Origin of the sequence: Streptomyces griseoloalbus (assembly GCA_014650015.1) — a bacterium.
Taxonomy (GTDB): Bacteria; Actinomycetota; Actinomycetes; order Streptomycetales; family Streptomycetaceae; genus Streptomyces; species Streptomyces griseoloalbus.
Genome location: BMUD01000007.1, coordinates 288597 through 310432, shown reverse-complemented (window position 1 = coordinate 310432; position 21836 = coordinate 288597). Strand labels below are relative to the sequence as shown.

At 72.6% G+C, this 21836-nt stretch carries 19 protein-coding genes and 1 pseudogene; 9 read left to right on the top strand and 11 right to left on the bottom strand.

The window, feature by feature from the left end:
* Positions 1–151: 151 nt before the first annotated feature.
* On the bottom strand, positions 152–601 hold the full coding sequence (locus tag IE178_RS13910; RefSeq protein ID WP_193512463.1) for a winged helix-turn-helix transcriptional regulator: 450 nt from the start codon (positions 599–601) through the stop codon (positions 152–154).
* A gap of 114 nt (positions 602–715) precedes the next feature.
* Between IE178_RS13910 and IE178_RS13905 the strand changes: the two genes are divergently transcribed.
* Positions 716–1591: an aldo/keto reductase family oxidoreductase gene (locus IE178_RS13905; RefSeq protein WP_193512462.1), complete on the top strand. Its 876-nt coding sequence runs from the start codon at positions 716–718 to the stop codon at positions 1589–1591.
* A gap of 609 nt (positions 1592–2200) precedes the next feature.
* Here the strand turns inward: IE178_RS13905 and IE178_RS13900 are convergent.
* From IE178_RS13900 to IE178_RS13890, 3 genes and pseudogenes are all read right to left on the bottom strand, one after another.
* Positions 2201–2953, bottom strand: a pseudogene (locus IE178_RS13900) (ion transporter); the annotation flags it as partial.
* 217 nt (positions 2954–3170) lie between these two features.
* The gene (locus IE178_RS13895) at positions 3171–4196 is read right to left on the bottom strand and encodes a hemolysin family protein (RefSeq protein ID WP_184764963.1); all 1026 of its coding nucleotides are present in this window, start codon (positions 4194–4196) and stop codon (positions 3171–3173) included.
* Positions 4193–5530 carry a hemolysin family protein gene (locus IE178_RS13890; RefSeq protein WP_184764962.1) on the bottom strand — a complete coding sequence of 446 codons (1338 nt, stop codon included), beginning with the start codon at positions 5528–5530 and terminating at the stop codon, positions 4193–4195. Before IE178_RS13890 ends, IE178_RS13895 begins: the two co-directional genes overlap by 4 nt.
* 537 nt (positions 5531–6067) lie before the next feature.
* Here IE178_RS13890 and IE178_RS13885 point away from each other — a divergent pair.
* Positions 6068–7072, top strand: coding sequence for a sporulation protein (locus tag IE178_RS13885; protein WP_193512461.1), 1005 nt, complete (start codon positions 6068–6070; stop codon positions 7070–7072).
* Positions 7073–7223: 151 nt separating this feature from the next.
* Positions 7224–7679 (top strand): tellurite resistance TerB family protein, encoded by a 456-nt coding sequence (locus IE178_RS13880; RefSeq protein WP_184764960.1) that lies wholly within the window; start codon positions 7224–7226, stop codon positions 7677–7679.
* Between the two features lie 137 nt (positions 7680–7816).
* On the opposite strand, the gene IE178_RS13875 is transcribed toward IE178_RS13880, so the two are convergent.
* Together IE178_RS13875 and IE178_RS13870 are read right to left on the bottom strand one after the other, a co-directional pair.
* Positions 7817–8749 (bottom strand): M56 family metallopeptidase, encoded by a 933-nt coding sequence (locus IE178_RS13875; protein WP_184764959.1) that lies wholly within the window; start codon positions 8747–8749, stop codon positions 7817–7819.
* Positions 8750–8755: 6 nt separating this feature from the next.
* The gene (locus IE178_RS13870; protein WP_184764958.1) at positions 8756–9142 is read right to left on the bottom strand and encodes a BlaI/MecI/CopY family transcriptional regulator; all 387 of its coding nucleotides are present in this window, start codon (positions 9140–9142) and stop codon (positions 8756–8758) included.
* Positions 9143–9331: 189 nt separating this feature from the next.
* On the opposite strand from IE178_RS13870, the gene IE178_RS13865 reads away from it, so the two are divergent.
* The 4 genes from IE178_RS13865 to IE178_RS13850 all read left to right on the top strand — a co-directional run bounded on the left by IE178_RS13865 (position 9332) and on the right by IE178_RS13850 (position 11543).
* A complete protein-coding gene (locus IE178_RS13865) occupies positions 9332–9907 on the top strand; it encodes a TerD family protein (RefSeq protein ID WP_184764957.1) in 576 nt (191 codons plus the stop codon).
* A gap of 112 nt (positions 9908–10019) precedes the next feature.
* Positions 10020–10718: a hypothetical protein gene (locus IE178_RS13860; protein ID WP_193512460.1), complete on the top strand. Its 699-nt coding sequence runs from the start codon at positions 10020–10022 to the stop codon at positions 10716–10718.
* Between the two features lie 126 nt (positions 10719–10844).
* Positions 10845–11168 carry a twin-arginine translocase TatA/TatE family subunit gene (locus IE178_RS13855; RefSeq protein WP_193512459.1) on the top strand — a complete coding sequence of 108 codons (324 nt, stop codon included), beginning with the start codon at positions 10845–10847 and terminating at the stop codon, positions 11166–11168.
* A 111-nt stretch (positions 11169–11279) separates the two neighbouring features.
* Positions 11280–11543 carry a GlsB/YeaQ/YmgE family stress response membrane protein gene (locus IE178_RS13850; protein WP_184764954.1) on the top strand — a complete coding sequence of 88 codons (264 nt, stop codon included), beginning with the start codon at positions 11280–11282 and terminating at the stop codon, positions 11541–11543.
* Positions 11544–11819: 276 nt separating this feature from the next.
* On the opposite strand, the gene IE178_RS35920 is transcribed toward IE178_RS13850, so the two are convergent.
* The 4 genes from IE178_RS35920 to IE178_RS13830 form a co-directional block, all read right to left on the bottom strand.
* Entirely contained in the window at positions 11820–12587 is a 768-nt protein-coding gene (locus IE178_RS35920; protein WP_318280029.1) for an FHA domain-containing protein, read from the bottom strand.
* On the bottom strand, positions 12584–14551 hold the full coding sequence (locus IE178_RS13840; protein ID WP_193512458.1) for an AAA family ATPase: 1968 nt from the start codon (positions 14549–14551) through the stop codon (positions 12584–12586). Before IE178_RS13840 ends, IE178_RS35920 begins: the two co-directional genes overlap by 4 nt.
* A 125-nt stretch (positions 14552–14676) precedes the next feature.
* Entirely contained in the window at positions 14677–16290 is a 1614-nt protein-coding gene (locus tag IE178_RS13835) for a hypothetical protein (RefSeq protein ID WP_193512457.1), read from the bottom strand.
* Complete coding sequence (locus IE178_RS13830) at positions 16287–18683, bottom strand: serine/threonine protein kinase (protein ID WP_193512456.1); 2397 nt, start codon at positions 18681–18683, stop codon at positions 16287–16289. The genes IE178_RS13835 and IE178_RS13830 overlap by 4 nt, the downstream gene beginning before the upstream one ends.
* A gap of 234 nt (positions 18684–18917) precedes the next feature.
* Between IE178_RS13830 and IE178_RS13825 the strand changes: the two genes are divergently transcribed.
* A complete protein-coding gene (locus IE178_RS13825; RefSeq protein WP_193512455.1) occupies positions 18918–20216 on the top strand; it encodes a macro domain-containing protein in 1299 nt (432 codons plus the stop codon).
* Here the strand turns inward: IE178_RS13825 and IE178_RS13820 are convergent.
* Positions 20191–20859, bottom strand: a complete 669-nt coding sequence (locus IE178_RS13820) for a 4Fe-4S single cluster domain-containing protein (RefSeq protein ID WP_193512454.1) — start codon at positions 20857–20859, stop codon at positions 20191–20193. The two genes, IE178_RS13825 and IE178_RS13820, sit on opposite strands and share 26 nt — an antisense overlap.
* A gap of 353 nt (positions 20860–21212) precedes the next feature.
* Between IE178_RS13820 and IE178_RS13815 the strand changes: the two genes are divergently transcribed.
* The gene (locus IE178_RS13815; protein ID WP_184764948.1) at positions 21213–21782 is read left to right on the top strand and encodes a hypothetical protein; all 570 of its coding nucleotides are present in this window, start codon (positions 21213–21215) and stop codon (positions 21780–21782) included.
* Positions 21783–21836 lie beyond the last annotated feature (54 nt).

Sequence of the window (21836 nt, the reverse complement as noted above, 5' to 3'; positions counted from 1 at the left end):
CGGCTCGATCCGCCCCCTGCGCGTCCCTCACGGTCAGGTACATCCCAGCCGCAGGGGAGACGGGGAACGCTGTCCTGGCCAGGGCCTGTCTGACAATTCCCGCCTGCCTCGCGACGCCATGCGGGCGACGACGCGCATTGTCAGACAGGCCTTAGGAAGCTCCCGCGTCGTGCTTCTCACGGCTGGTGAGGACCTCGTCCATGTGTGTCTGCGCCCACTGCCTGAGCCCACGTGTCAGGTGGTGGAGTGAGAGGCCGAGGTCAGTCAGCTCGTAGGTGACGGTGACGGGGACCGTGGGTGTCACGGTGCGGGTGAGCAAGCCGTCGCGTTCGAGGGCTCGTAGGGTCTGCGTCAGCATCTTCTGGCTGACGCCGGCCAGCAGCCGGGCGAGTTCGGAGTAGCGCATCGCTTTCGGGGCGGGCGATGCGCCGGGTCGTCCGGACGCGTCACCACCCAGCGCGCACAGGATCAGGACGACCCACTTGTCCGAGATCCGGTCGAGGAGCTGACGGCTGGGGCACACCGCCAGGAACGCGTTGTACTCCGTCTTGGCCTGCGCCTTTTTGTCGGCCTTCGTCGTTGCCACTGCTCGCACCGCCATCCTCTGGGGGAGTTACGCACTTCAGAGTGCCTACTTCCCGATGGGAAGCAGGTCTCCCATGCTGGTGCAAGGGGGAGGGAGGCACCACCCCTGGCAGGAAACGAAAGGCATGCGATGGAGACCACCTTCACACCTCCTCTTCCCGGCGGCACCTGGATGCTGGGCGACTCGACCGTCACCCGGTTCGGCTACGGCGCGATGCAGCTCGCCGGCCCGTGGGTCATGGGGCCGCCCGCCGACCACGACGGCGCCTTGGCCGTCCTGCGCGAGGCGGTCGGCCTCGGGATCACCCACATCGACACCAGCGACGCCTACGGACCGCGCATCACGAATGAGCTGATCCGCGAAGCGCTGCACCCCTACCCGGAGTCGCTGTTCATCGCCACCAAGGTGGGCGCGACCCGCGACGCGCAGGGCGGCTGGCCCACGGCCCGGCGCCCCGAGGACCTGCGCAAGCAGGTCCACGACAACCTCGACTCCCTCGGTGTCGAGGCCCTCGACCTGGTCAACATGCGCATGGGTGACGCCCAGGGCCCCGGGCCCGGCTCGATCGCCGAAGCGTTCGAAACACTTGCCGACCTTCGGCGCGACGGTCTGATCCGCCACCTCGGCGTCAGCAACGTCACCGCGGAGCAGGTCGCCGAGGCACGCGGCATCGCCCCGATCGTGTGTGTGCAGAACATGTACAACCTCGCCCACCGCCACGACGACGACCTCGTCGATCACCTCGCCGCCGACGGCATCGCCTACGTGCCGTTCTTCCCCCTGGGCGGCTTCACTCCGCTCCAGTCCGAGGCCCTCTCGCAGGTCGCGAGCCGGCTGGAGGCGACGCCGATGTCGGTCGCGCTGGCCTGGCTGATGCGACGCTCGCCGAACATCCTGCTCATCCCCGGTACCTCGTCCACCGCCCACCTGCGCGAGAACATCGCAGGCGCCGGCCTCTCCCTCTCCGACGAGGACGTGGCCGAACTGGACAGCATCGGCCACTGAACAACACACGGGTCGTCGGCCGCACCAACGAGCTCGTGCGAGCAGGGCCAATCCGCCGTCGCCCCCGCCGAGAGACGGCCGGGCATCCTCTGTCCACCGGGCCGGCTTGCTGCGGTTCCCGCGTCGTGCGGGGACCGCGACAAAGGTGCCGGCCGTCGACGGACCCGCGGGTCGTCACTCCACGCTCGGCACGGTCCGTCCCCTTTCCCCCGTCGGCGGCGGAGCGGCCTGGGCGGACCGGGCGAGGTCGCGCTCGAGCTCGCGTTCGAGCTCGCGTTCGAGGTCGCGCTCGAGGTCGTCCAGGGCGCGGCGGGCCGCTTCGATGCGCCGGAGCAGGAGGTGCCGGTCCTCCGGGTCGGGTGTCGGTCGGCATGCCGGTGACGGCTCCCCCTCCGCGGTCGTCCCGTCCGTCCTGCCGATCCCGCCAGTCCCGCCAGTCCCGCCGGTCTCGCCAGTCCCGCCGGTCTCGCCAGTCCCGCCGGTCCCGCCAGTCCCGCGGGTCCCGCCAGTCCCGCCAGTCCCGCCGGTCCCGCCGGTCCCGCCGGTCCCGTTCATCCCGCCAGTCCCGCCCGTCCTGCCAGTCCCCCTGATCCCGCCGGTCCCGCCCGTCTCATCCATGTCCTGGGCCTCGTGGAGGGAGGTGAGGACGACGCCGATGAGGACGTTGACCAGGACGAAGGAGGCGAGCAGCACGTAGGAGGCGTAGTAGAGGAGGCTCCAGCGGGAGATCTCCAGGCCCGCGTGGACCGCGTCGCCGATGCCGTCGAGCATCATCAGGAGGAAGAGGGTGAGGACGGCGCGGCCGATGGAGCCGTAGTGTCCGGGGTCGTGGTGGCCGAAGAAGACCCAGCCGACCATGGCGTACACGTACAGCAGCAGGGCGCCGACGAGCAGGAAGCTCAGGGTGCCGGGCAGGCTGCGGGCGACCGCCACGAGCACGATGCGCAGCTGGGGCAGGAAGCGGGCGGTGCGCAGGACCCTGGCCAGCCTGAGGAGCCGCAGCACCGTGGTGTTCTCACGGACGACGGGCAGGAAGGTGCACAGGACCACGGCCAGGTCGAAGAGGTTCCACGGGTCCTTCCAGAAGTCCCGCGGGCGGTCGGCGTGTGCGGCCATGCGCAGCAGGATCTCGACGGTGAACGCGGTCAGACAGGCCTGTTCGGCGAGCCGTAACCAGGGGTGCCACTCGGTGACGACTCCGGAGTACGTCTCCAGCCCCAGCAGTGCGGCATTGGCGAGAATCACGGCGAAGACGGTGAGGGCGAACCAGCGGGCTTCCGTGATGCCACGGCAGTGGTGCGCGAGGCGCTGACGCCCGGACGGGGCGAGGGTGACGGCCAGGTGGTCGTGGTGCTGCGGCATCGTGCTGCCTTGTCTCCTCCGCGCCTGCGACGGTCCGTCCCGGCCGGTCCGGCCGGACCGGGGCTCGTTGAACGGTCCGCCCGGAAGAAACTTCTACAGCACTGTAGTTGACGATGTGCGAGCGCCCCGGGAATCCGGGGCGCTCGCTCGGTGGTGGACGCTCATGCCGCCCGTGGCCGCGGGAAGCGCGTGGGGTGTGCCCGGGGCGGCGCGGTGGTCATGGGGTGGCCGGTGCCGTCGGGCCGACCAGTTCGGACAGCACGTCCTCCATGGTCACGAAGCCGATGACCTTGCCGCTCTCCCCGACGACGGCGGCGAGATGGCTGCCCTCGGCGCGCAGGGCGGTGAGGGTGTCGTCGAGCGGTGTGTCGATGCGCACCCGGGTGATCTTGTGCAGCGCGGTGCGCGGGAAGGGCCGGTCGCGGTCGGTCGGGCCGAGGGTGTCCTTGATGTGCAGGTAGCCCAGGAGGGCGCCGTCGGAGCCGGTGACCGGGAAGCGGGAGAAGCCCGCCTCGGCGGCCAGCCGCTCCAGCCGGGCCGGGGTGACGGTGTGGTCGACGGTGCGCATCCGCTGCGTGGGGACGAGGATCTCCCCGACCGGCCGGGTGCCCAGCTCCAGCGCGTCGCGCAGCCGCTCGCCGTCGGCGGGCGACAGCAGGCCGGCCTCGCTGGAGTCGACGACCATGCGGGCGAGCTGGTCGTCGGTGAAGACCGACTCGACCTCGTCCTTCGGCTCCACGCGCAGCAGCCTCAGCAGGGCGTTGGCGAAGGCGTTGATGCCGAAGACGAACGGCCGCAGCGCCCGGGTCAGGGCCACCAGCGGCGGCCCCAGCAGCAGCGCGCTGGGCACGGGCGCGGCGAGCGCGATGTTCTTCGGGACCATTTCGCCGATCAGCATGTGCAGGTACGTGGCGAGGGTCAGGGCGATGACGAACGCGATCGGGTGCACCAGGCCGTGGGGGATGTGGGCCGCCTCGAAGGCGGGCTCCAGCAGGTGTGCGATGGCGGGTTCGGCGACCGCGCCGAGCACCAGGGAGGAGACCGTGATGCCGAGCTGGGCGGTGGCCATCATCGCGGACAGGTGCTGCAGCGCCCACAGCGTCATCCGGGCGCGCTTGTCGCCCGCTCGGGCGTGCGGTTCGATCTGGCTGCGACGTACCGAGATCAGGGCGAACTCGGCGCCGACGAAGAACGCGTTGGTCAGCAGCGTCAGGGCGCCGATGGCCAGTTGCAGCGCGGTCATCGGACCTCCTCCACGAGCCGGACGGGCGCCGCGGTGGCCGGCTCGGTGATGCGGATCCGGTCGGCGCGGTGGTGCTCGACCTCCAGCACCTCGAGCCTCCAGCCGTCGAGATCCACGACGTCCCCCTTGGCGGGGATGCGCGACAGGCGGGTGGCGATCAGCCCGGCCACGGTCTCGTACGGGCCTTCCGGCGCGGTGAGTCCCGTGTCCGTGAGCCGGTCGAGGCGGACGCTGCCGTCGGCCTCCCACACCGCGCGGCCGTCGCGCGTCGCCGGGGCGGGGACCAGGTCGGGCGCCTCCACGGGGTCGTGCTCGTCACGGACCTCGCCGACGACCTCCTCGACGATGTCCTCGACGGTGGCCACGCCCGCCGTGCCGCCGTACTCGTCGATGACCACGGCCATGGTGCGGTGCGCGCGCATCCGCTCCAGCAGCCGGTCGGCGGTGAGACTGTCGGGGACCAGCAGGGGTGGGGTGGTCAGGTCGGTGACGGGCGTGCCGGCCCGTTCGCCCGGCTCCAGGGCGAGCACGTCGCGGATGTGGACGGTGCCGACCACCTCGTCGAGGCTGTCGCGGTAGACGGGGAAGCGGGACAGGCCGGTGGCGTGGCTGAGGTTGGCCGCGTCGGCGGCCGTCGCGTGCACTTCGAGCGCCTTGACGTCGACCCGCGGGGTCATGACGTTCTCGGCGGTGAGCTCGCTCAGGTGGAGGGTCCGCACGAACAGCTCGGCGGAGTCGGCCTCCAGGGCGCCCTCGGCCGCGGAGTGCCGGGCCAGCGCGCCGAGCTCCTCGGCGGTGCGCGCGGAGGCCAGTTCCTCGGCCGGCTCCAGGCCGAGGCGGCGTACGAAACGGTTCGCGGTGCCGTTCAGGTGCCCGATGAAGGGCCCGAAGGCGGCGGTGAACGCGCGCTGCGGCCCGGCGACCACCTTGGCGACCGCCAGGGGGCGGGAGATCGCCCAGTTCTTCGGCACCAGCTCGCCGACCACCATCAGGACGACGGTGGACAGCATCACGCCCAGCACGGTGGCCACCGACGAGGCGGCGCCGCCCAGGCCGGCCGCCCGCAGCGGTCCGCGCAGCAGAGCCGCCAGGGACGGTTCGGCGAGCATGCCGATCACCAGCGAGGTGACGGTGATGCCCAGCTGCGCGCCGGAGAGCTGGAGGGTCAGGCGCCGTACGGCCTTCAGCGCGCCGTCAGCGCCGCGCTCGCCGGCCTCGGCGGCACGCTCCAGTTCACCGCGCTCCACGGTGGTCAGCGAGAACTCGGCCGCGACGAACACCGCACAGGCCAGGGTCAGCAGGAGAGCGAGCAGGAGCAGCAGGACCTCGGTCACCGCGCCACCCCCGCTCCCTCTGTGGCCGCAGGGCACGCACGGCTCGAACGGCGGGGAACAGCACGGTTGCTACTAGGAGGATCACCCATCGGGAGACCGTCGCTCCTTCTCGTCATACAGGGGGAGGACAAGGGGGAAACAGGATGTCCTGCCTCTACAGGAACTGTAAAGGAGGCGCAAAAAGTCCTCACGGGTCCAGGGCTCCCAGCGGTATCGGCAGGGTGCGTCCGGCCGGCGCGAGGACCCGTTTTCGGCCTTTCCCGGCGCGCCCGCCCCGGCCGTGTCCCTCCCCGTCTCCGACCGCCCTATGCTTCTACTCGTCTGTAGAAGACCCGCGTGAGCCGGGCAGGCCCCTCGCCTTGGAGACGACACGCATGACGTCGCTCGACCTGGACGAAGCGCCGGCAAGGCCCGGGCGGACACGGATCCGCCCGAGGGGCCAGTGACCGGCCCGCGAACCGCACTGCCGCCGCGCGCCCGTCGGCGGGCGGCGCCACTTTCATGGAACACACGCACGTCAAAGGAGTGGACGCCACCATGGTGTTCAAACGACTGCTCGGCTCGCTCGGCGTGGGCGGACCCACCGTCGACACGGTCCTCGACCCGGCGCCGGTCCGGCCCGGCGGCACGCTCAGCGGCCAGGTCCATCTCAGGGGCGGGAACGCCGACTTCGACATCGAGTACATCACCCTGGAACTGGTGGCCCGGGTCGAGGTGGAGCACGACGACGGGGAGGGCGAAGGTGTCGTCGCCTTCGACCGGTTCACCGTCGGCGGCGGCTTCCGGCTCGCCGAGGGCGAGGAGCGCAGCGTGCCGTTCGGCGTGACGCTGCCGTGGGAGACCCCGATCACGGAACTGCACGGGCAGCCGCTGGGCATCGTGCTGGGCGTGCGCACCGAACTGTCGGTGGCGGGCGCCAAGGACAAGGGCGATCTCGATCCGCTGACGGTCGGCCCGCTGCCCGTCCAGGAGGCGATCCTCGAGGCGTTCGGCCGGCTCGGCTTCGGTTTCGGGTCGGCCGACCTGGAGTACGGGCACATCGGCGGCACGGGGCAGCAGCTGCCCTTCTACCAGGAGATCGAGATCACGCCGTCGCCGCAGTACGCGCACCAGGTGAACGAGATCGAGGTGACCTTCCTCGCGCACCCGGGCGGCATGGAGGTGGTCCTGGAGGCCGACAAGCGCGGCGGCTTCCTCTCCGGCGGCCACGACGCGCTCACCCGGTTCACCGTCGGCCACCACGACTCCCCCGACTGGAACGCGGAAGTCGAGGGCTGGGTCCGTCAGTTGGTGGAGCACCGGGCCTCGTACGGCACGCACGGCGCCTACGGTCACGGTGACCCGTACGCCGGACACGGCGGGCACCACGGTCACGGCGACCATCACCACGACGACCACCACCGTTCCGGTCCCGGCATGGGTACCGTCGTCGCCGCGGGCGCCGCCGGCCTGGCGGTCGGCGTCGTCGGGGGCATGGTCGCGGCCGAAGTCGTCGACGAGGTCGGGGACTTCTTCGAGGGCGACGAGGAGGACGAGGGCTGACGGCCGGCCCCGGCCGACGGTGAGGGACGCGCCGGCGGGGGCGGGCGGACACCCCTCCCCGCCCCCCGCCGGCGACTTCTACATTACTGTAGAAGAATCGCTGTCCGGAGCACCTCGGTCCGGGCATCCTCCCGACACGTACGGAGTTCTCATGGCCCTGTGGGACCGCCTCAAGGAGTCCGCATCGACGATGCAGACCCAGCTCATGGCGAAGAAGAACGACCTGAAGAGCGGCGCCTTCCGCGACGCGAGCATGGCGATGTGCGCCCTGGTGGCCGCCGCCGACGGCACGGTCGACCCGTCCGAGCGGCAGCGCGTGGCCCAGCTCATCGCCACCAATGAGGTGCTGCAGAACTTCGGCGCCGACGACCTGCGCCGCCGCTTCGAGGACAACCTCGACAAGCTCACCGCCGACTTCGCCTTCGGCAAGGTGAGTGTCATGCAGGAGATCGCCAAGGCGAAGAAGAAGCCCGCCGAGGCGCGGGCCGTCATCCAGATCGGCATCGTCATCGGCGGTGCCGACGGCGACTTCGACAAGGACGAGCAGGCCGTGGTCCGCGAGGCGTGCTACGCCCTCGACCTGCCGCCCCACGAGTTCGACCTCTGACCGCCCCGGACCGTCCGGCGGGCCGGCGTCCTCCCCTTCGACGCCGGCCCGCCGGACCCACGGTCGACCCTTGAAGGGCTCGTCGCCGGACGAGCCGTCTGCTCACCGGCCACGCCCGACGGATCACCGCGCCCGGGTCACAGAGGGGTGGCCGCGTACAGGATGAGGATCATCGTCACGGCGGAGTTCGCGGACGACATCGCGGACACGGCGGTCCCCGCGGCAGCGCCCCACGCCGCCAGGCCCACCGACGTGAACAGCGACGGCCAGCGGCGCACGGCCGGCGCGGGCCCGAGCAGGGCGGCCACCCGGCGCGGCACCGGGCCCGCCGCGGCGAAGCCCGCCAGCGTGGCCACCGGAGTGCCCCGGGAGACCAGGGCCGCCTTGCCGATCGCGTGCGCCACGGCACGGCGGCTGCCGACCGCCTGCGCCGCCGCCTCGTCCGCCCACCGCTCCGCCGTGTACGCCACCGCCGTCCGCAGCGGCCGCAGGAAGGGATTGGCCCGCGCGGCCAGCTGAACAGCGAGCAGGAAACGATGGTGGCGGGCGGCCAGATGGGCCCGCTCATGGGCGAACAACGCCCGGCGTTCGGCCGGTTCGAGGCAGTCGAGCAGAGCCGTGGTGACCACCACGCGATCCCGCCGGCCACCCGGCAACGCGTACGCGTACGGGATGTCGTCCGGGAGGACCGCCACCTCCGTCCCCCGCAGCCCGGCCAGCGCCCGGTGGGCACGACGGCGCACCCGGGCGTGCCGCCACAGCGTCCGCCCGCACGCCACCAGCACCACGCACAGCGCGGGGATGGCCGCCTTGCCGGCGACCTCGTCGTACGGGACCGCCGCCCGCACCTCCGGGTCGGACCAGCCGTCGGGCAACGGGTTGCCGGGGAGCTGGGCGGTGCCGACCACCATCACCAGGCCCAGGCAGACCGTGCTGCACACCGCCATCACCGCAGCGACGCCGGTCAGCATCCGCGTCGCGGTGCGCGGGTGGAGATGCTGTTCGGCCAGGCGCGCGATCGGCCACGCCGTCAAGGGCAGCACCAGCGGCAGAAAGACGAACACCCCCATGAGGTCTCAGTCTTCCCTTTCGCTCCGGGGCTGACCCAGCAGTTCGCGCAGCAGCCGTTCGTCGTCCGGACCGAGGCCGGTGACGAAGCTGGCCAGCACCGCCTCCCGGTCCCTCTCCGCGTCCAGGACCCGGCGCATCTTGTGTGCGGCCAGGCCGGCCTGGCCGGAGGCGGAAGTCCAGGCGAAGGAACGCCCCGTGCGCTCCCGGGTGACGGCACCCTTGGCCAGCAGCCTGGTCAGGATGGTGATGACCGTGGTGTAGGCGAGGTCCTGACCCAGGCGTTCCTGCACCCAGCCGGCCGTCGCCGGTCCCTCCGCCTCCCGCAGCGCCGACAGGACCATCGCCTCCAGCTCGCCCTGCCCCCGCCGCCGGGGACGCTGCTGCTCCGCCACGCCCTGTCTCCCTTCCGCCGCCTGTTTCCCGAGCGGACATCGTATAGACGCCCGCGTGGCCCTCACGCCACTCGACGTGTTCCTCCAGCCGTTAAGACAGCATCCCCCCGATTGTTCTACAGTGATGTAGATTCTTGTCCCGGGTCCGCGTCCCGGGCCTCGACCGCACCCGCCGAGAAGGAGCACGCAGTGGGAGTTTCCCTGTCCAAGGGCGGCAACGTCTCGCTCAGCAAGGAGGCACCGGGCCTGACCGCCGTCCTGGTCGGCCTGGGCTGGGACGTGCGCACGACCACCGGCACCGACTACGACCTCGACGCCTCCGCGCTGCTCCTCGACACCTCCGGCAAGGTCCCCTCCGACCGGAACTTCGTCTTCTACAACAACCTCACCAGCCCCGACGGCTCGGTCGAGCACACCGGCGACAACCTCACCGGTGAGGGCGAAGGGGACGACGAGGTCGTCAAGGTGAACCTCGCCGCCGTACCCGCCGAGATCGACAGGATCGTGTTCCCGGTCTCCATCCACGACGCCGAGAACCGCGGCCAGAGCTTCGGCCAGGTCCGGAACGCCTTCATCCGCGTCGTCAACCAGGCGGACCACCAGGAACTCGCCCGCTACGACCTGTCCGAGGACGCCGCCACCGAGACCGCGATGATCTTCGGCGAGCTGTACCGCAACGGCCCGGAGTGGAAGTTCCGCGCCGTCGGGCAGGGTTACGCCTCCGGGCTGGCCGGGATCGCCGCCGACTTCGGCGTGGGCGTCTGACACACACCCCACCGCGGCGGCGCCCGGCACCGCCCCTGGCGGGCCGGGCCCGGCGCGCCGCCGCGCCGCTCCGACCGCGACACCGAAGCACCCCACTTGCCCGGGAGACCACGTGGCCGACCCACTGCGCCTTCGCCCGGAGGACAGGCCGGACTTCGAGGCCGTACTGCGCCTGGCCTTCACCACCGCGGAGATACAGAACGTCCTGAGCGCCGACCCCACCGGCCGGGCCGCCGCGCGCCTGCGCCTCCGGGCGCTCGGGGACGCCGACGAGACGGCCGCGTCGGCACGCGAGGAGTACGGCACGTACCTCGCCCTGCGCGCGTCGGCACCGCCCGACCCGCCGCGACGCCCCACGGCCGGCACCTTGCTGCCCGCCCTGACGGTGCTCACCCCGCTCGTGGCCATCGCATCCGCCGCGGCCCTACTCGTCCTCGGCCATCTCCTGCGACTGACCGACGTGGACGGCGCGCTGCCCGGCTCACTGATCACCGCCGGATGGGTCCTGACGCTGATCGCGGGCACCAGCGCCCTCCTCGCCTTCGCCGCGCTGCTGAGAACGGCGATCCGCGACAGCGACGGGTCCACCCACGCGGCACGTGTTCAGCGGTCACGCATGGACTGGCAACAGGCCCTGCTCGAACGGGGCGTGCTGCCCCGTCTGCGCCGGTACCTCCGTGAGGATCCAGCTCTTGGCAGCTCACCGTCCGTGGCGGTCCGCACCGCCGCCCCGCACCCCGCCACGGCCCGCAAGGAGCACCCCTGTCATGTCGGCCGGCCCGGGCAGGGAACGGCGGACCGGCCCCAGTGAGTCCGCCGGCGGTGCCCCGCCGTCCGCGCCAGGACTGCTCACGGCCGTCGCACCGCACCTGTAAGCGTCACCACCGCCACGCTCGCGCCGTCCAGGCCGGGTCCCGGAGAAGAGAGCAGGACACCCATGTTCGGACTGAGCGAACTCGTCGTCGTCCTCATCGTCGTCATAGCCGTCCTCCTCGCCAAGAAGGGCCCGGAACTGGCCCGGTCGGCGGGAAAGTCGGCCCGCATCCTCAAGGCCGAGGCCCGTGCCATGAAGGAGGAGAAGGAAAGGGAGAAGGCAAAGGAGAACGGGGCGGCGGCGGACACCGCTCCGCGGGTCATCCAGGGTGAGACCGTCGTACCGGGTTTCGGCACGACTGCCCCCGGCACGGAACGGCCGTTCGCCGCCGCACCCGAACGGACCGAGCGAGCGGCCGACACGCCGCCGCAGGACAACAGGCCGTAGTCCAAGCCACCTCACGGGCGGGGCGCGTCACCCGGACAGCCCGCCGCGGACTGCTTCGCTTTCGAACGGGCACTCGTATGTCACCAACGACTGAGGAGGGGCGGCCCGGCCATGGAGATCTCAGGGATCATCAGCGCGATCGTCATCGGCATCGTGATCGGAGTCCTCGGGCGACTCGTCCTCCCCGGACGCCAGCGCATCGGCGTCCTCTGGACGATCGCGATCGGCATCGTCGCCGCGTTCATCGGCACGGGCATCGCGTCCGGCCTCGGTGTCGCCGACACCGAGGGTGTCGACTGGGTCGAGTGGCTCATCCAGATCGCACTCGCCGCCCTTGGTGTGGCGGCGCTCAGCAAGGTGAAGCTGCGGCACTGAGGCTCCCCCGTTCCGGAACGGGTCGCGCGGGCGGGCGGCACGGGCACCGGGCCCGACCGACGGCTCCGGAGTGGGTGCCGGGCGGAGGGTGGCGCGCCGGCTCCGCGAGGCTGCCGACCGGTGACGTGCGGCGGGCGGGTCCGTCCTGCTCGGAGATCGCCGTCGGGGCCGGGCCGCGAGCGCCGCGGTCTGCCGGCTCGTCCGCCGGGGCGAGGGGCGCGGAGAACACTCCGCACCGAGCGGCCTGCCTCCCTCGCCCGGGCGTGGACGGTCCGCTCAGGCGCCGGGGCCCTGCCCGGTGTCGTCCGCCACCGTGTCCGTGCCGGGGAGGGTGCCGCCGCGCACCAGGAAGTTGACGTGCGGGCCGAGCCACACCGTGTCCCCGGTGCGGATCCGCAGGCCGCGTCCGGGGGTGAGGACCTGATGGTGGTTGACGCGGATGCCGTTGGTGGAGCCTTCCGCCACCTCGGTCAGCCACACCGTGCCGTCCTCGGCGTACTCGACACTGGCGTGCTGCCCGGAGACCGTGGACTCGTCCGCCAGGATCTCGGCCGCCTCCGGCGTCGCCCAGCTCCTGCTGCGGCCCAGACGTACCGTCTGCCCGCGGTTCAGGAGCAGCCGGCCGCCCAACGTGGGGAAGTGCAGGGCGATGTGCAGCCCCTGCGTCCGGGCGGGGCGCGCGGGGGTTCGCTCGGGGGCGGGGGGCGGAGGCGACAGGGTCCCGGGGCCGACGGAGACCCAGCCGTCGGACTCCCCTTGGGGCTCACCGGCGGACTCCCCGTGGGACTCACCGGCGGACTCCCCGTGGGGCTCACCGGCGGGCTCACCGTCGGGCTCCCCGCCGGGTGGCGAGGCATCCGGGAGCGGTGGTGGGGGCACGGGGGACCCTCCCACGCCCTGGTCCCGGGCCTCGGCCTCGGGCCGGCGAGGTGTGAGGGGCCGCTCGGAGAGGGAGACCCAGCCGTCGTCCTCGAAGTCGTCGTGGTCGGACTCGGACGCTGACTCCGGCTTCGCCTCGTCCTGGTTGCGATCGTTCGCCGTCACCCTGCGACGGTCTCCTTCCCGAAGTCCACCAAGAGCTCCACCTGGCCGTCCGGCAGCTCCTTGACGCCTGCGACCACCACGGTGGTGCCCGCTCCCAGGCCCGGCGCGGCGAACAGCGCACGGGCCAGCGGATTGATCAGGTCCGTCTCCAGCGCCATGCCGATGCCCCGCCCACCCGTCCACGGGTCCTGGGTGCAGCGGCGCAACAGCGCGGCGCGGGCGTCGTCGTGGATCTCCAGGGTGACGCGGTGCTCGGCCGCGAGCTGCCGCCTGATGTTCTTCACCTGGAGGTCGAAGATCTTCTTCGCCACGTCCTCGGAGATGAAGTCGAACACCACGACGTTGCCGCCGATGCGGTTCATCAGCTCGGGCCGGCCGATGACCTGCTCGAAGTGCTCCTTGACGTTCTTCTTGACCGTCGCCTCCAGCTCCGAGTACTCCGTGCCCGGCGTGACGACCCACTCCCGCTGCTGCGTCCGCGGATCGGTGCGCTGCACCCCGAGGTTGGAGGTGAAGATCAGCACGCATTCGCTGAAGTAGGTGGTGACCCCCTGCCCGTCGGTGAGCCTGCCGTCCTCCAGGACCTGGAGGAACTTGTCCAGCACCCCCTTGTCGGCCTTCTCGATCTCGTCGAAGAGGATGACCCGGAAGGGGTCCTGTCGCACCGCCGCGGTGAGCTCACCGCCCGCCTCGTACCCGACGTAACCGGGAGGCGCCCCGACCAGCCGGTCGGCGGCGTGCGAGGAGGAGAACTCGCTCATGTCGAACCGGAGATAGGCCTGTTCGTTGTCGAAGAGGACCGCCGCGACGGCCTTGGCCAGTTCGGTCTTGCCGGTGCCGGTCGGACCGGCGAAGAACAGGACACCGCGCGGCCGGTGTCCGGGGCTGGTCGCCTGTGCGCCGGACAGACCCAGCGCGGCACGCTTGAGGATGTCGAGTGTCTTGGCGACGGCGGCGTCCTGGCCCAGCACCCTTCGGGGGACGGAGCGTTCGTTGTCCGGGTCCTCGCCTCGCAGGATGCGCCTGCGGACCTCGTCCCGGCTCCAGGGATTCCGCTCCACGCCGAGGCGGTAGATCCGGACCGCGTCGGGCATCGAACGGAACGCGAGCCCCCGGTCCAGCGCCAGGTCGACGCTCTCCCGCATCGCCCTCAGCGTCATCCCGCCGGCCGCCCGGGCCACCGCCTCGACGGTCTCCTTGTCCTCCTCGGGGACGTCGCCGGCGGGGGCCCCGGTCTTCCGCTGCCGGGCCCTGAACTCCCGGCGCAGCAGGTCGGCCATACGGCGCCGCTCGTCGGCGTCGGGCTGCGGAACCGCGATCGGGCGGATGCGTTCGCTCCCGGAGATGAACCAGTTGGGCAGGTCGCGTTCCCCCTCGGCCAGCCAGATCACCGGGTTGAACAGGTCACGTCCGTCCGTGCGCCTCGGGTCGCGTACCCGCTTCGCCAGGTCGGCGAGTTGCAGACAGGACAGGAAGAAGTCCCGTTCGTCCGTGGTGAGCCGGGTGACGTCCTGGACCAGCCGTGAGGCGTGCTCGACCACCAGGGCGGCCCGCAGCGGCGGCAGTTCCACACCGTCGCCCCGCGCCCTGCTGCGTTCCTCCGCCCAGCCGGAGACGATCTTGCGCAGTTCGGCGCTCACCTTCTCCTGCTGGGCCGCGTCGGCGCCGGGGAACTGGCGTGCCGGCAACAGGGTCCTGGCGGCCTCCTCGACCTCGGGGGCGGCGTAGAGGATCCGGAAGCCGTTGATCTGGTCGCATCCCACCAGGACCTGGTAGCCCATCCGCAGCAGGGGGTTCCACACCACGTCGAGCAGGGGGTGGTGCCGGTCCCGGCCGTTGCCGCGCACCAGGTGCAGATCGTGGATGTTGCCGTGCAGGACGTACTGGGAGTGCACGCTCAGCGTGCCCGTGAGCTCTTGGACGAAGAACGGCAGTTCCTCGTCCTTTTCCTTCTGCAGATCCATGGGGCGAGAGCCTTCCGTGGAGGGCGGGACCGGGCCGGTCGGGGAAGGGGGCCGGGGGCCGTCATGTACGGCCGGGGCAGGGGGGCGGGGCGGTCACGTACCGCCGGGGCTGGGTGACGGGGCGGTCATGTAGGGCCGGGGGTGGGTACCGTCCGGTGCGTTCGGGGCCCGGGGACCGGCGATCCGCCGCGTTCGCCGCGTTTGTCGCGCGGGTCGCGCGTGGCGGCTTCGACGGGCGCGCCCGGGAGCACCTCCCCGCGGTGCATCTCGAAGGTCAGGGGAAGCCCTGCCTCGGCTGCCAGGGCCCGGAACTCGTCCAGCCGCTCGGCCGCTTCCGCGCACCGCCGGGCGTCCCGCTCCAGATCCTCGGGCCGCCGCTCGCCCCGGGTCGCCGGGCGCATGGTGACGACATGGACGGTCTCCCCCCGCAGCTCCATCCTGAGCCAGTGGTCCGGACCCCAGCCCCCGGGCGTCCAGTCGAGCGTCACCGCATGGTCGTCGGTGTGGCCGACGCGCAGGTCGCCGGCGGTGTCCATGGCCAGCCGGGCCAGGACGCCGGTGCACTGGCGCCTCAGATAGAGAGCTTCGAGAGCGGCGCACCGCGCCGTCGTGCTGCGCTCCACCAGGTCCCGCTCGCCGGCGGTGAGCGGGACCTGCTCGTCGACACACTTCCGCAGCGCGGCCACGGCCTGCGGGTCCGGATCGGGGAGATCCTGGTCGTCGGGCAGGGGCATGGTCAGGAAGTCGAGTCGCACCGCCGCCTGTTCCACCTCGCGGCGCAGCTTCCACGCCTTGCGGTTGGCGTTGGTCACGAAGGTCCGCGCCTCGCGCAGGTGCCGGCGGGACCGCTGCGGCCGGGCGGCGTGCGCCACCGCGTGGCCCACCGCCTCCGAGGCCATCCGGACCAGTTCGGCGTCGGCCCGGGGGTCGAGGGCGGCCAGGATGTCGGCGCCCTGGTCCCGGACGGCGGTCCCGTCCGCCGGAGCGGTGGCACGCGGCGGCTCGGGCACCGGGGGCGGGGCCTCCTGGGCGTCGAGATGGGCCCGGATCATGTCGTCCCGCCGGGCTCGGAGCATGTCCTGCCAGTCCGGGCCGTCCTCGCCGTCCGTGCCGCCCACCGGGTCGGCCAGCGTGGCGAGGAGTGCCTCCGCCTCCCAGGCCGCCTGAGTCCTTTCGGCTGCCTCCAACGCGCGCTCGAAACGCGTCAGTTCGCGGCGGAAGTCGCCCAGCCGGCCCGCGGCCGGGTCGAGTGGACCGGGCAGGTCGGGGCGGGGCGGCGGGTCACCGGGCGCCGTCCGCGCGGCCCGGGCGATCCGCGCCCCCAGCGCCCTGCGGCGGGCGTTGGCGCGGGCGGCGGCGAAGGCCGCGTTCCGCCACTGCTCCGCCGCGTCCGCCGAGACCTTCTCCTGCCGTTCCAGGCATCGTTGTTCCTCGGCCGCGCGGACGGCCGCACCGGCCAGCACCTTGGTGGCCGCGAGCGCGGCCCGGCCGGCCAGCAGGGCCCCGCTGAGGGTGCCCAGCGCCTGGAGCGCGACGTCGGCCACCTGCTGGGCGGCTTCGGTGGCCAGCTCGCCGAGATGCGCCGCGACTTCCTCCGTCGTGCCGTCCAGGTGCAGCGGTCCGGTGTGGGCGAGGTCGTTGGGGTCGGGCGGGGGCGGCGGCGGAGGCGGGGGCGGCGGGACGAAGTCCAGGCCGGGCGACACCCCGGTCTCCAGGAACTGGGCGAACGCCTCACTCACCGGCCGGCTCCTGTCATCCGGTGCCCCGACGCGTCGCCGGTCGAGGGTGCGGGCGCCACGGGCGTGCCCCGTTGCGGCGGTACGGTACGGCTTCCCGGGGCGGCCGGACGGTCGCGGCGCCCCCGCCCGTTCCTGCTCCAGGCCAGGCACCGCTGGACGCTCCACACCACCACCGCGCCCGTGGAGACCGCCGGCCACAGCCACGGCACGTACATCACCGTCCCGACGACGAGTGCGCCCACGGCGAGCAGCAGCAGCGCGCCGAGGAACAACCGGGACCTGCGGGACAGGACGAGGGAGGCGGGGCGCTCCGCGCGCTCGATGACCAGGCCCGCCAGGGAATGGCGGGGGTGGTAGGCGGGCGGGCGAATCCAGTTGGCGGTGAACAGTTCGGCGGCGAAGACGGCGGGCGTCAGCCCGAGGCTCCACAGCCAGGCGACGACCACCTGGTCCTGGGAGGCCCAGGAGAACACGTCCGCCAGCCCGATCAGGAAGCTGTAGGGGAAGGTGACCAGTGTGGCTCCGAGCAGCGCCCAGCCCAGGGCGGCGGGCAGGTCCAGCCGCTGCAGCACGGCGATGGCTCCGTCCTGGTCCTCCCGCAGCTGCCGTTCCGCCTCGTCCTGCAGGTGTCTCGCGTAGCGGGCGTCGGCGTCCCGGGCGGCCAGGTCCGTCAGCCGGTGAGCGGCGACGAGCCGCAGGCGGCGCAGAGCGTCGTCGTCGACGGGCTGCAGCAGCCGGCTGAACCAGGGAACCTCCGTCCCCCGGGGGAGGCTGCCCTCGAACCGCGCGGCCTCGTGGGCCAGCCGGGCCTCCACACGGTCGGGTTCACGGGCCAGTTCCAGGAGCAGGGTGTCCACGGCGGTCGTCTGCCGCAGGGCGTGCCTCACCCGGGGCAGCCGCCGCAGGTCGGGACCGGCGAGGAGTTCACGGACCAGGTGGGGCCACCCGGTACGCAGTGACTGCCAGCGGGCGGCCACGTCGTCCAGGCCCTCGCCCAGGGGGCGGTGCGCCAGGGCGGTCAGGATCCCCGGGTGACTGCGCAGGTGTTCGGCCAGCTGGACCGCCGCGCCGTCGTTTCGCCGGACGGCCCGGGACAGGTCGCGGATGCCGCCGACGGTGAGCGGCATCCCCCAGCAGCCGGCTTCGAGCCGGGGGCCCAGCCAGTTGATCAGCCGGATGGTGACTTCGGGGGTGGGTGGCCGCTCCAGGGCGTCGCGGAGCCCGGTGAGGACGCGCCGTTCGGTCTCGCTCTCCCCTTCGGCGAACTGCGCCAGCCAGCGGACGAGTTCGGACCGTCGGTCGTCGTCGCCCAGCATGCGGTCGGCGGCGACGTGATAGTGGTCGAGGGCCCTGGCCAGTGGCTCCCGCAGGGTGAACTGCTCGCCGACGAAGGGGAACGGGGTGATCGGGTCCGGCTCGGGGCCGGGGTCCGCCGTTGTCCGCCCGGCCCCGGCCGCGATCCCGCGGGGCGCGGTGTCCGGGGACCCGCCGTCCAGCCAGTCCCGCACCTGCCGAGCGCCCCACCGGTTCTCCGGGTCACGGGTCAGCAGGCCCGTGCAGAGCATCCGGACGCGTCGGTGCTCGATGCGGTGGACGTCGGGCTCCCGGGTGGCGAGCGCCTCCATGACGGCCTTGTCCTCCCGTTCGTCCAGGAGCGGTCGGCCCAGGGCCAGTTGGGCGGCGACCATGCCCACCGACCACCAGTCCGCCTCCGGGGAGACGGTCTGGAGCCGCGACGCGGCTTCCGGGGCGAGATAGAGGGGCTTGCCCCGCCAGTCGAAGTACCGGGTCGACTCGTCCGGCCGGTACACCGCCGCACCGAGGTCGATCAGCGTGATCTCCGGACTGTCCCCATGGGCCTGGATCATGATGTTGTCCGGGGTGATGTCCCGGTGCACGATCTCCTCGTCGTGCAGGAACGACACCGCGGCGTACAACTGGGCGACGACCGGCTCCAGTTGGCCGAAGGTCATGGGGCCGGGGTGCTCCCGTTGGTAGTCACCGAGGTGCGTCTCGCCGTGCGACCGGTAGAGGTGGTACGGATGCCCGTCGGCCCGTCCGGTTTCCAGCAGGCGTTCCAGGTGCGGGGCGGACTCGGGCGGGACCTCGCCGGCCTCGAACAGGGCCCGGCCGATCTCGGGGCCGGGAGCGTGCATGCGGTGGTACCACTTGAGCACCAGCGGAACGTCGGGGGTCTCGCTGCCGAGGTCCCGCACCCTGAGCACCACGGCCTGGGAGGGCCGCTCGGCGGTCTGGAGCACCCTGAGCAGGGAGAAGCGGTCCGCCAGTTCGGGCGGCACGTCCGAGGTGACCGACCGGGTCTCGACCTGGTGGGCCCGCGAGAAACCGTCGTCCTCCGGGGGTACGAAATCTGTGGGGTCAGTGGTCGACATGGCCCGACCTTCCGATGAATATGCCCATCCCGCGAGCGTGAAGCGGCGCGGGGATCAAGAGATTATCCGAGTGGTCCCGGTGCCCGTACGGCATTTGCCGGATCACGGCACGGAACGCGGAACGAGTTCTGGGGAGGGTTACCGAGTGGATCATTCACCCCTTCACCACCAACGGAATGCAGTTTTCCGATAATCGTATTTTTAAGCCGGGAGGACGGGTTTACCATGCGCCTCATGGACGCATTGCCTTCGCATCAGGAGCTGACCGAGGAGTTGAAGTGCCTGAGACGGCTCGGGTTCCCCCGGCTGCGGCACTGCTCCCGGGACGGGCTGCGCGCGGCCGCGGTGGCGGCCGGCTTCTGCGTGGACGCCGACGACGAACTCGAGGGCATAGAGGAGCTGCTCGGGGCCGCGGTACGACGCCTGGGCGGGGGCGACCTGCGGGACGCGGACGACTGCGATCCGCTGGCCCGCGCCGCCGCGCACTCCTTCGGCCTCTTCGCCTACCGCCGCGGCGTGCCCGCCTCGGACCGGCGCAAGGCCGCGGCAGGCGTGTACGGGGTGAGCACCGAGCGGTTCCGCAAGAGCCAGGAGCACGAGGTACTCGACGGCCTGGCCTCGGCGGTACTCGCCCTGGCCCGCTCCGGCCGGCCGGCCGCCCCCGGTGACGTCCGGTCCGGCGCCCCCGGTGATTCCCGCCCCGGCGCCCCCGGCGGCGTCCGGTCCGACCCGCGAACCGCGGTCCGTACGCTGCTCACCGGCCCGGTTCCGGGTGACGCCCGCCCCCCGGGTGACCTCCGCGCCCCGGGTGACCTCCGCGCCCCGGGTGGCCTCCGCGCCCCGGGTGGCCTTCGCCCGGGGCCAAGTGGTCGCCGCCCGGCCCCGGGAGGCCTCCGCCCGCTGCCGGCCGCCTCCCGTCCGGTGCCCGGCCGGGTCACGGTCCGGCTGACCCCCATCGAGGAGATACGGGACATCGACATCCTGGTCTCCTCCGAGAACGTCTACCTGGAGATGTCCAAGACCTTCCGGCCCACCGTCTCCGGCGTACTGCGGCGGGCGGCCGCCGAACGCTCGGACGGCGAGGTGGTGGACGACGTCCTCGCCCGCGAACTGGCGGTCTGGCTGCACGCCCACCGCCGAACCGGCCTCGCCGTACGACCGGGCACGGTCGTGCCCACCTCGGCCGGGGCCCTCTCCCGGCAGGGCGTCCGGCGCGTCTACCACGCCGCCGTGGCCACCCCCGTGGACCACGGCAGCCGCTACCACGTCGCCCCCGGCACCGTGACCGAGGCGGTCCGCCAGTCCTTCGAACTGGCCCGCGCCGAACGCAAGACGCTCGCGCTCCCGCTGACCAGCATCTGCTTCCCGCTGCTGGGCGCCGGGCGCGGCGGCCTCCCCGCCGCCGACGCCGCCGCCCACCTGCTCGGGGCGGTCCGCGAGGAACTGCGCCGGGACCCGAGCTGGTCCGTGCTGCTGGTGACCCGCAGGCGCGAGTACGCGGGACTCCTCAGGGACGCCAACTCGGGTCCCTGAGCGTCACGCCGGCCTCCCGCAGCCCCTGCTCCACGGCCCTGAGCTCGCCGCGCAGCGGCACGCCGTGGAACCGCACCCCGACGGGCGGCCCCGGTTCCACCACCGCCTGAAGCCTGTCCCCCGTGCTCTCCCGCGCCAGGTGCGACGCGTACCGGGTCTCGCCCCGGGGCGTCAGCGGGCGCAGGCGCTGGTTGGCCGAGCCCCGCCAGACCAGCCGGGTCGGCCGTTCCACCCGGAACCGGCCGGTGATCACCGCGTCGGCGCCACGCAGCGCCCGGCGTCTCGCGGCCGTGAGCTCGTCCGGCTCGTACCCGGTGTACACCAGCAGGTCGGCCCCTTCCGCCCCGCCGTCGGCCCGGTCCCTGATCCGGGCGGCGCCGAGCAGCAGTTCGGTCAGCGCGTCCGGCTGGTCGAGGGGCTCACCGCCGCTCACGGTGAGCCCCTCGGCCCCCCTGCCCAGTGCCTCCTCCCACATCCGCAGCAGACCGGAGACGTCCTCGGCAGTCCCCCCCTCGGGTGGCCAGGTGTGCCGGGACATGCAGCCCGGGCAGGCCAGCGCGCAGCCCTGGAACCAGATGCCGAGCCGTTGTCCCGGCCCGAGGGTCCCCAGGGGGAAATGCGTGCCGCTGATCCGGGCTTTCATGAGCTCCCCTCCGTCACACCGGTAAGAAGTATCGGCGCCCGGACTCGTGCCGCGCAATCGCGCTTTCACCGTGCTCCGGCCGTCGCCCGGGCGAACCCCGGTCGTTTTCCGGACCCCCGGCGAGGAATGATCAATTCCGCCTGGAACCGGCGCCGTTCCGGTCGGATATTCAGCTACTCTCTCGATGCGCGGATCTCCCTCGGAGAGCCGCGCGGACGGAAATTGGAGGCTGTTCCATGACGAACTTCTCCGGTCGGACGGGGGGCCGTCCTCGAAGGGCGAAGCTCGGTTTCTTCTCCAGAACCGGCGCCCGGCTCCACGGAAGGCTCGACGCGGCGGATCTGGTGTCCCTGATGACCGACGCCCGAACCGGCGGCGCACCGGCGGACCTGGCGCTGCCGCCCTACGTGGTCGGGATCAGGAACGAGGTGGAGCGCGGCTGCTCGCGGCTGCGCCGGGAACTGCTGCACGGCAGGAGCGGGCAGGTCGCGACGATCCACTCGGAATCGGTCCGCGTCGTCACCCAGTACACGAAACGGGGCCGGCCGGCCCCGGCCGCGCTGGCCCGCTACGGCCGGATGGTGGCCGAGTGGCGCAACGCGGCCGACCTCCAGCGCACCAGGGCGCAGGAACTCGTCGACGAGGGGAACCAGTTGCTGGCCTGCTACTGGGACGCGGCCTGGCAGCGGGGGCGCCGCCGGACGGTCACGGACGCCGAACCGCGGATGGACGAACTCCGCCCGGCCGGCTGGCTGCCGGGCACGATGGCGCTGGACCCGACCTGGCACCGGATCGACGACTGGCTGGACGCCGACTCCTGGTACGCGGAGCGCGGCCGGGACGAGACCGGTCCGGCGGTGGTCCAGGCACTGGCCATCCTGCGGACCCAGCAGCCGGGCGCCACCGCCGGGCAGCGGGCGTGAGCGGAGGCCGACGACCATGTCCCGCATCCGAATAGGTGCCGCGGCACGGAGTTC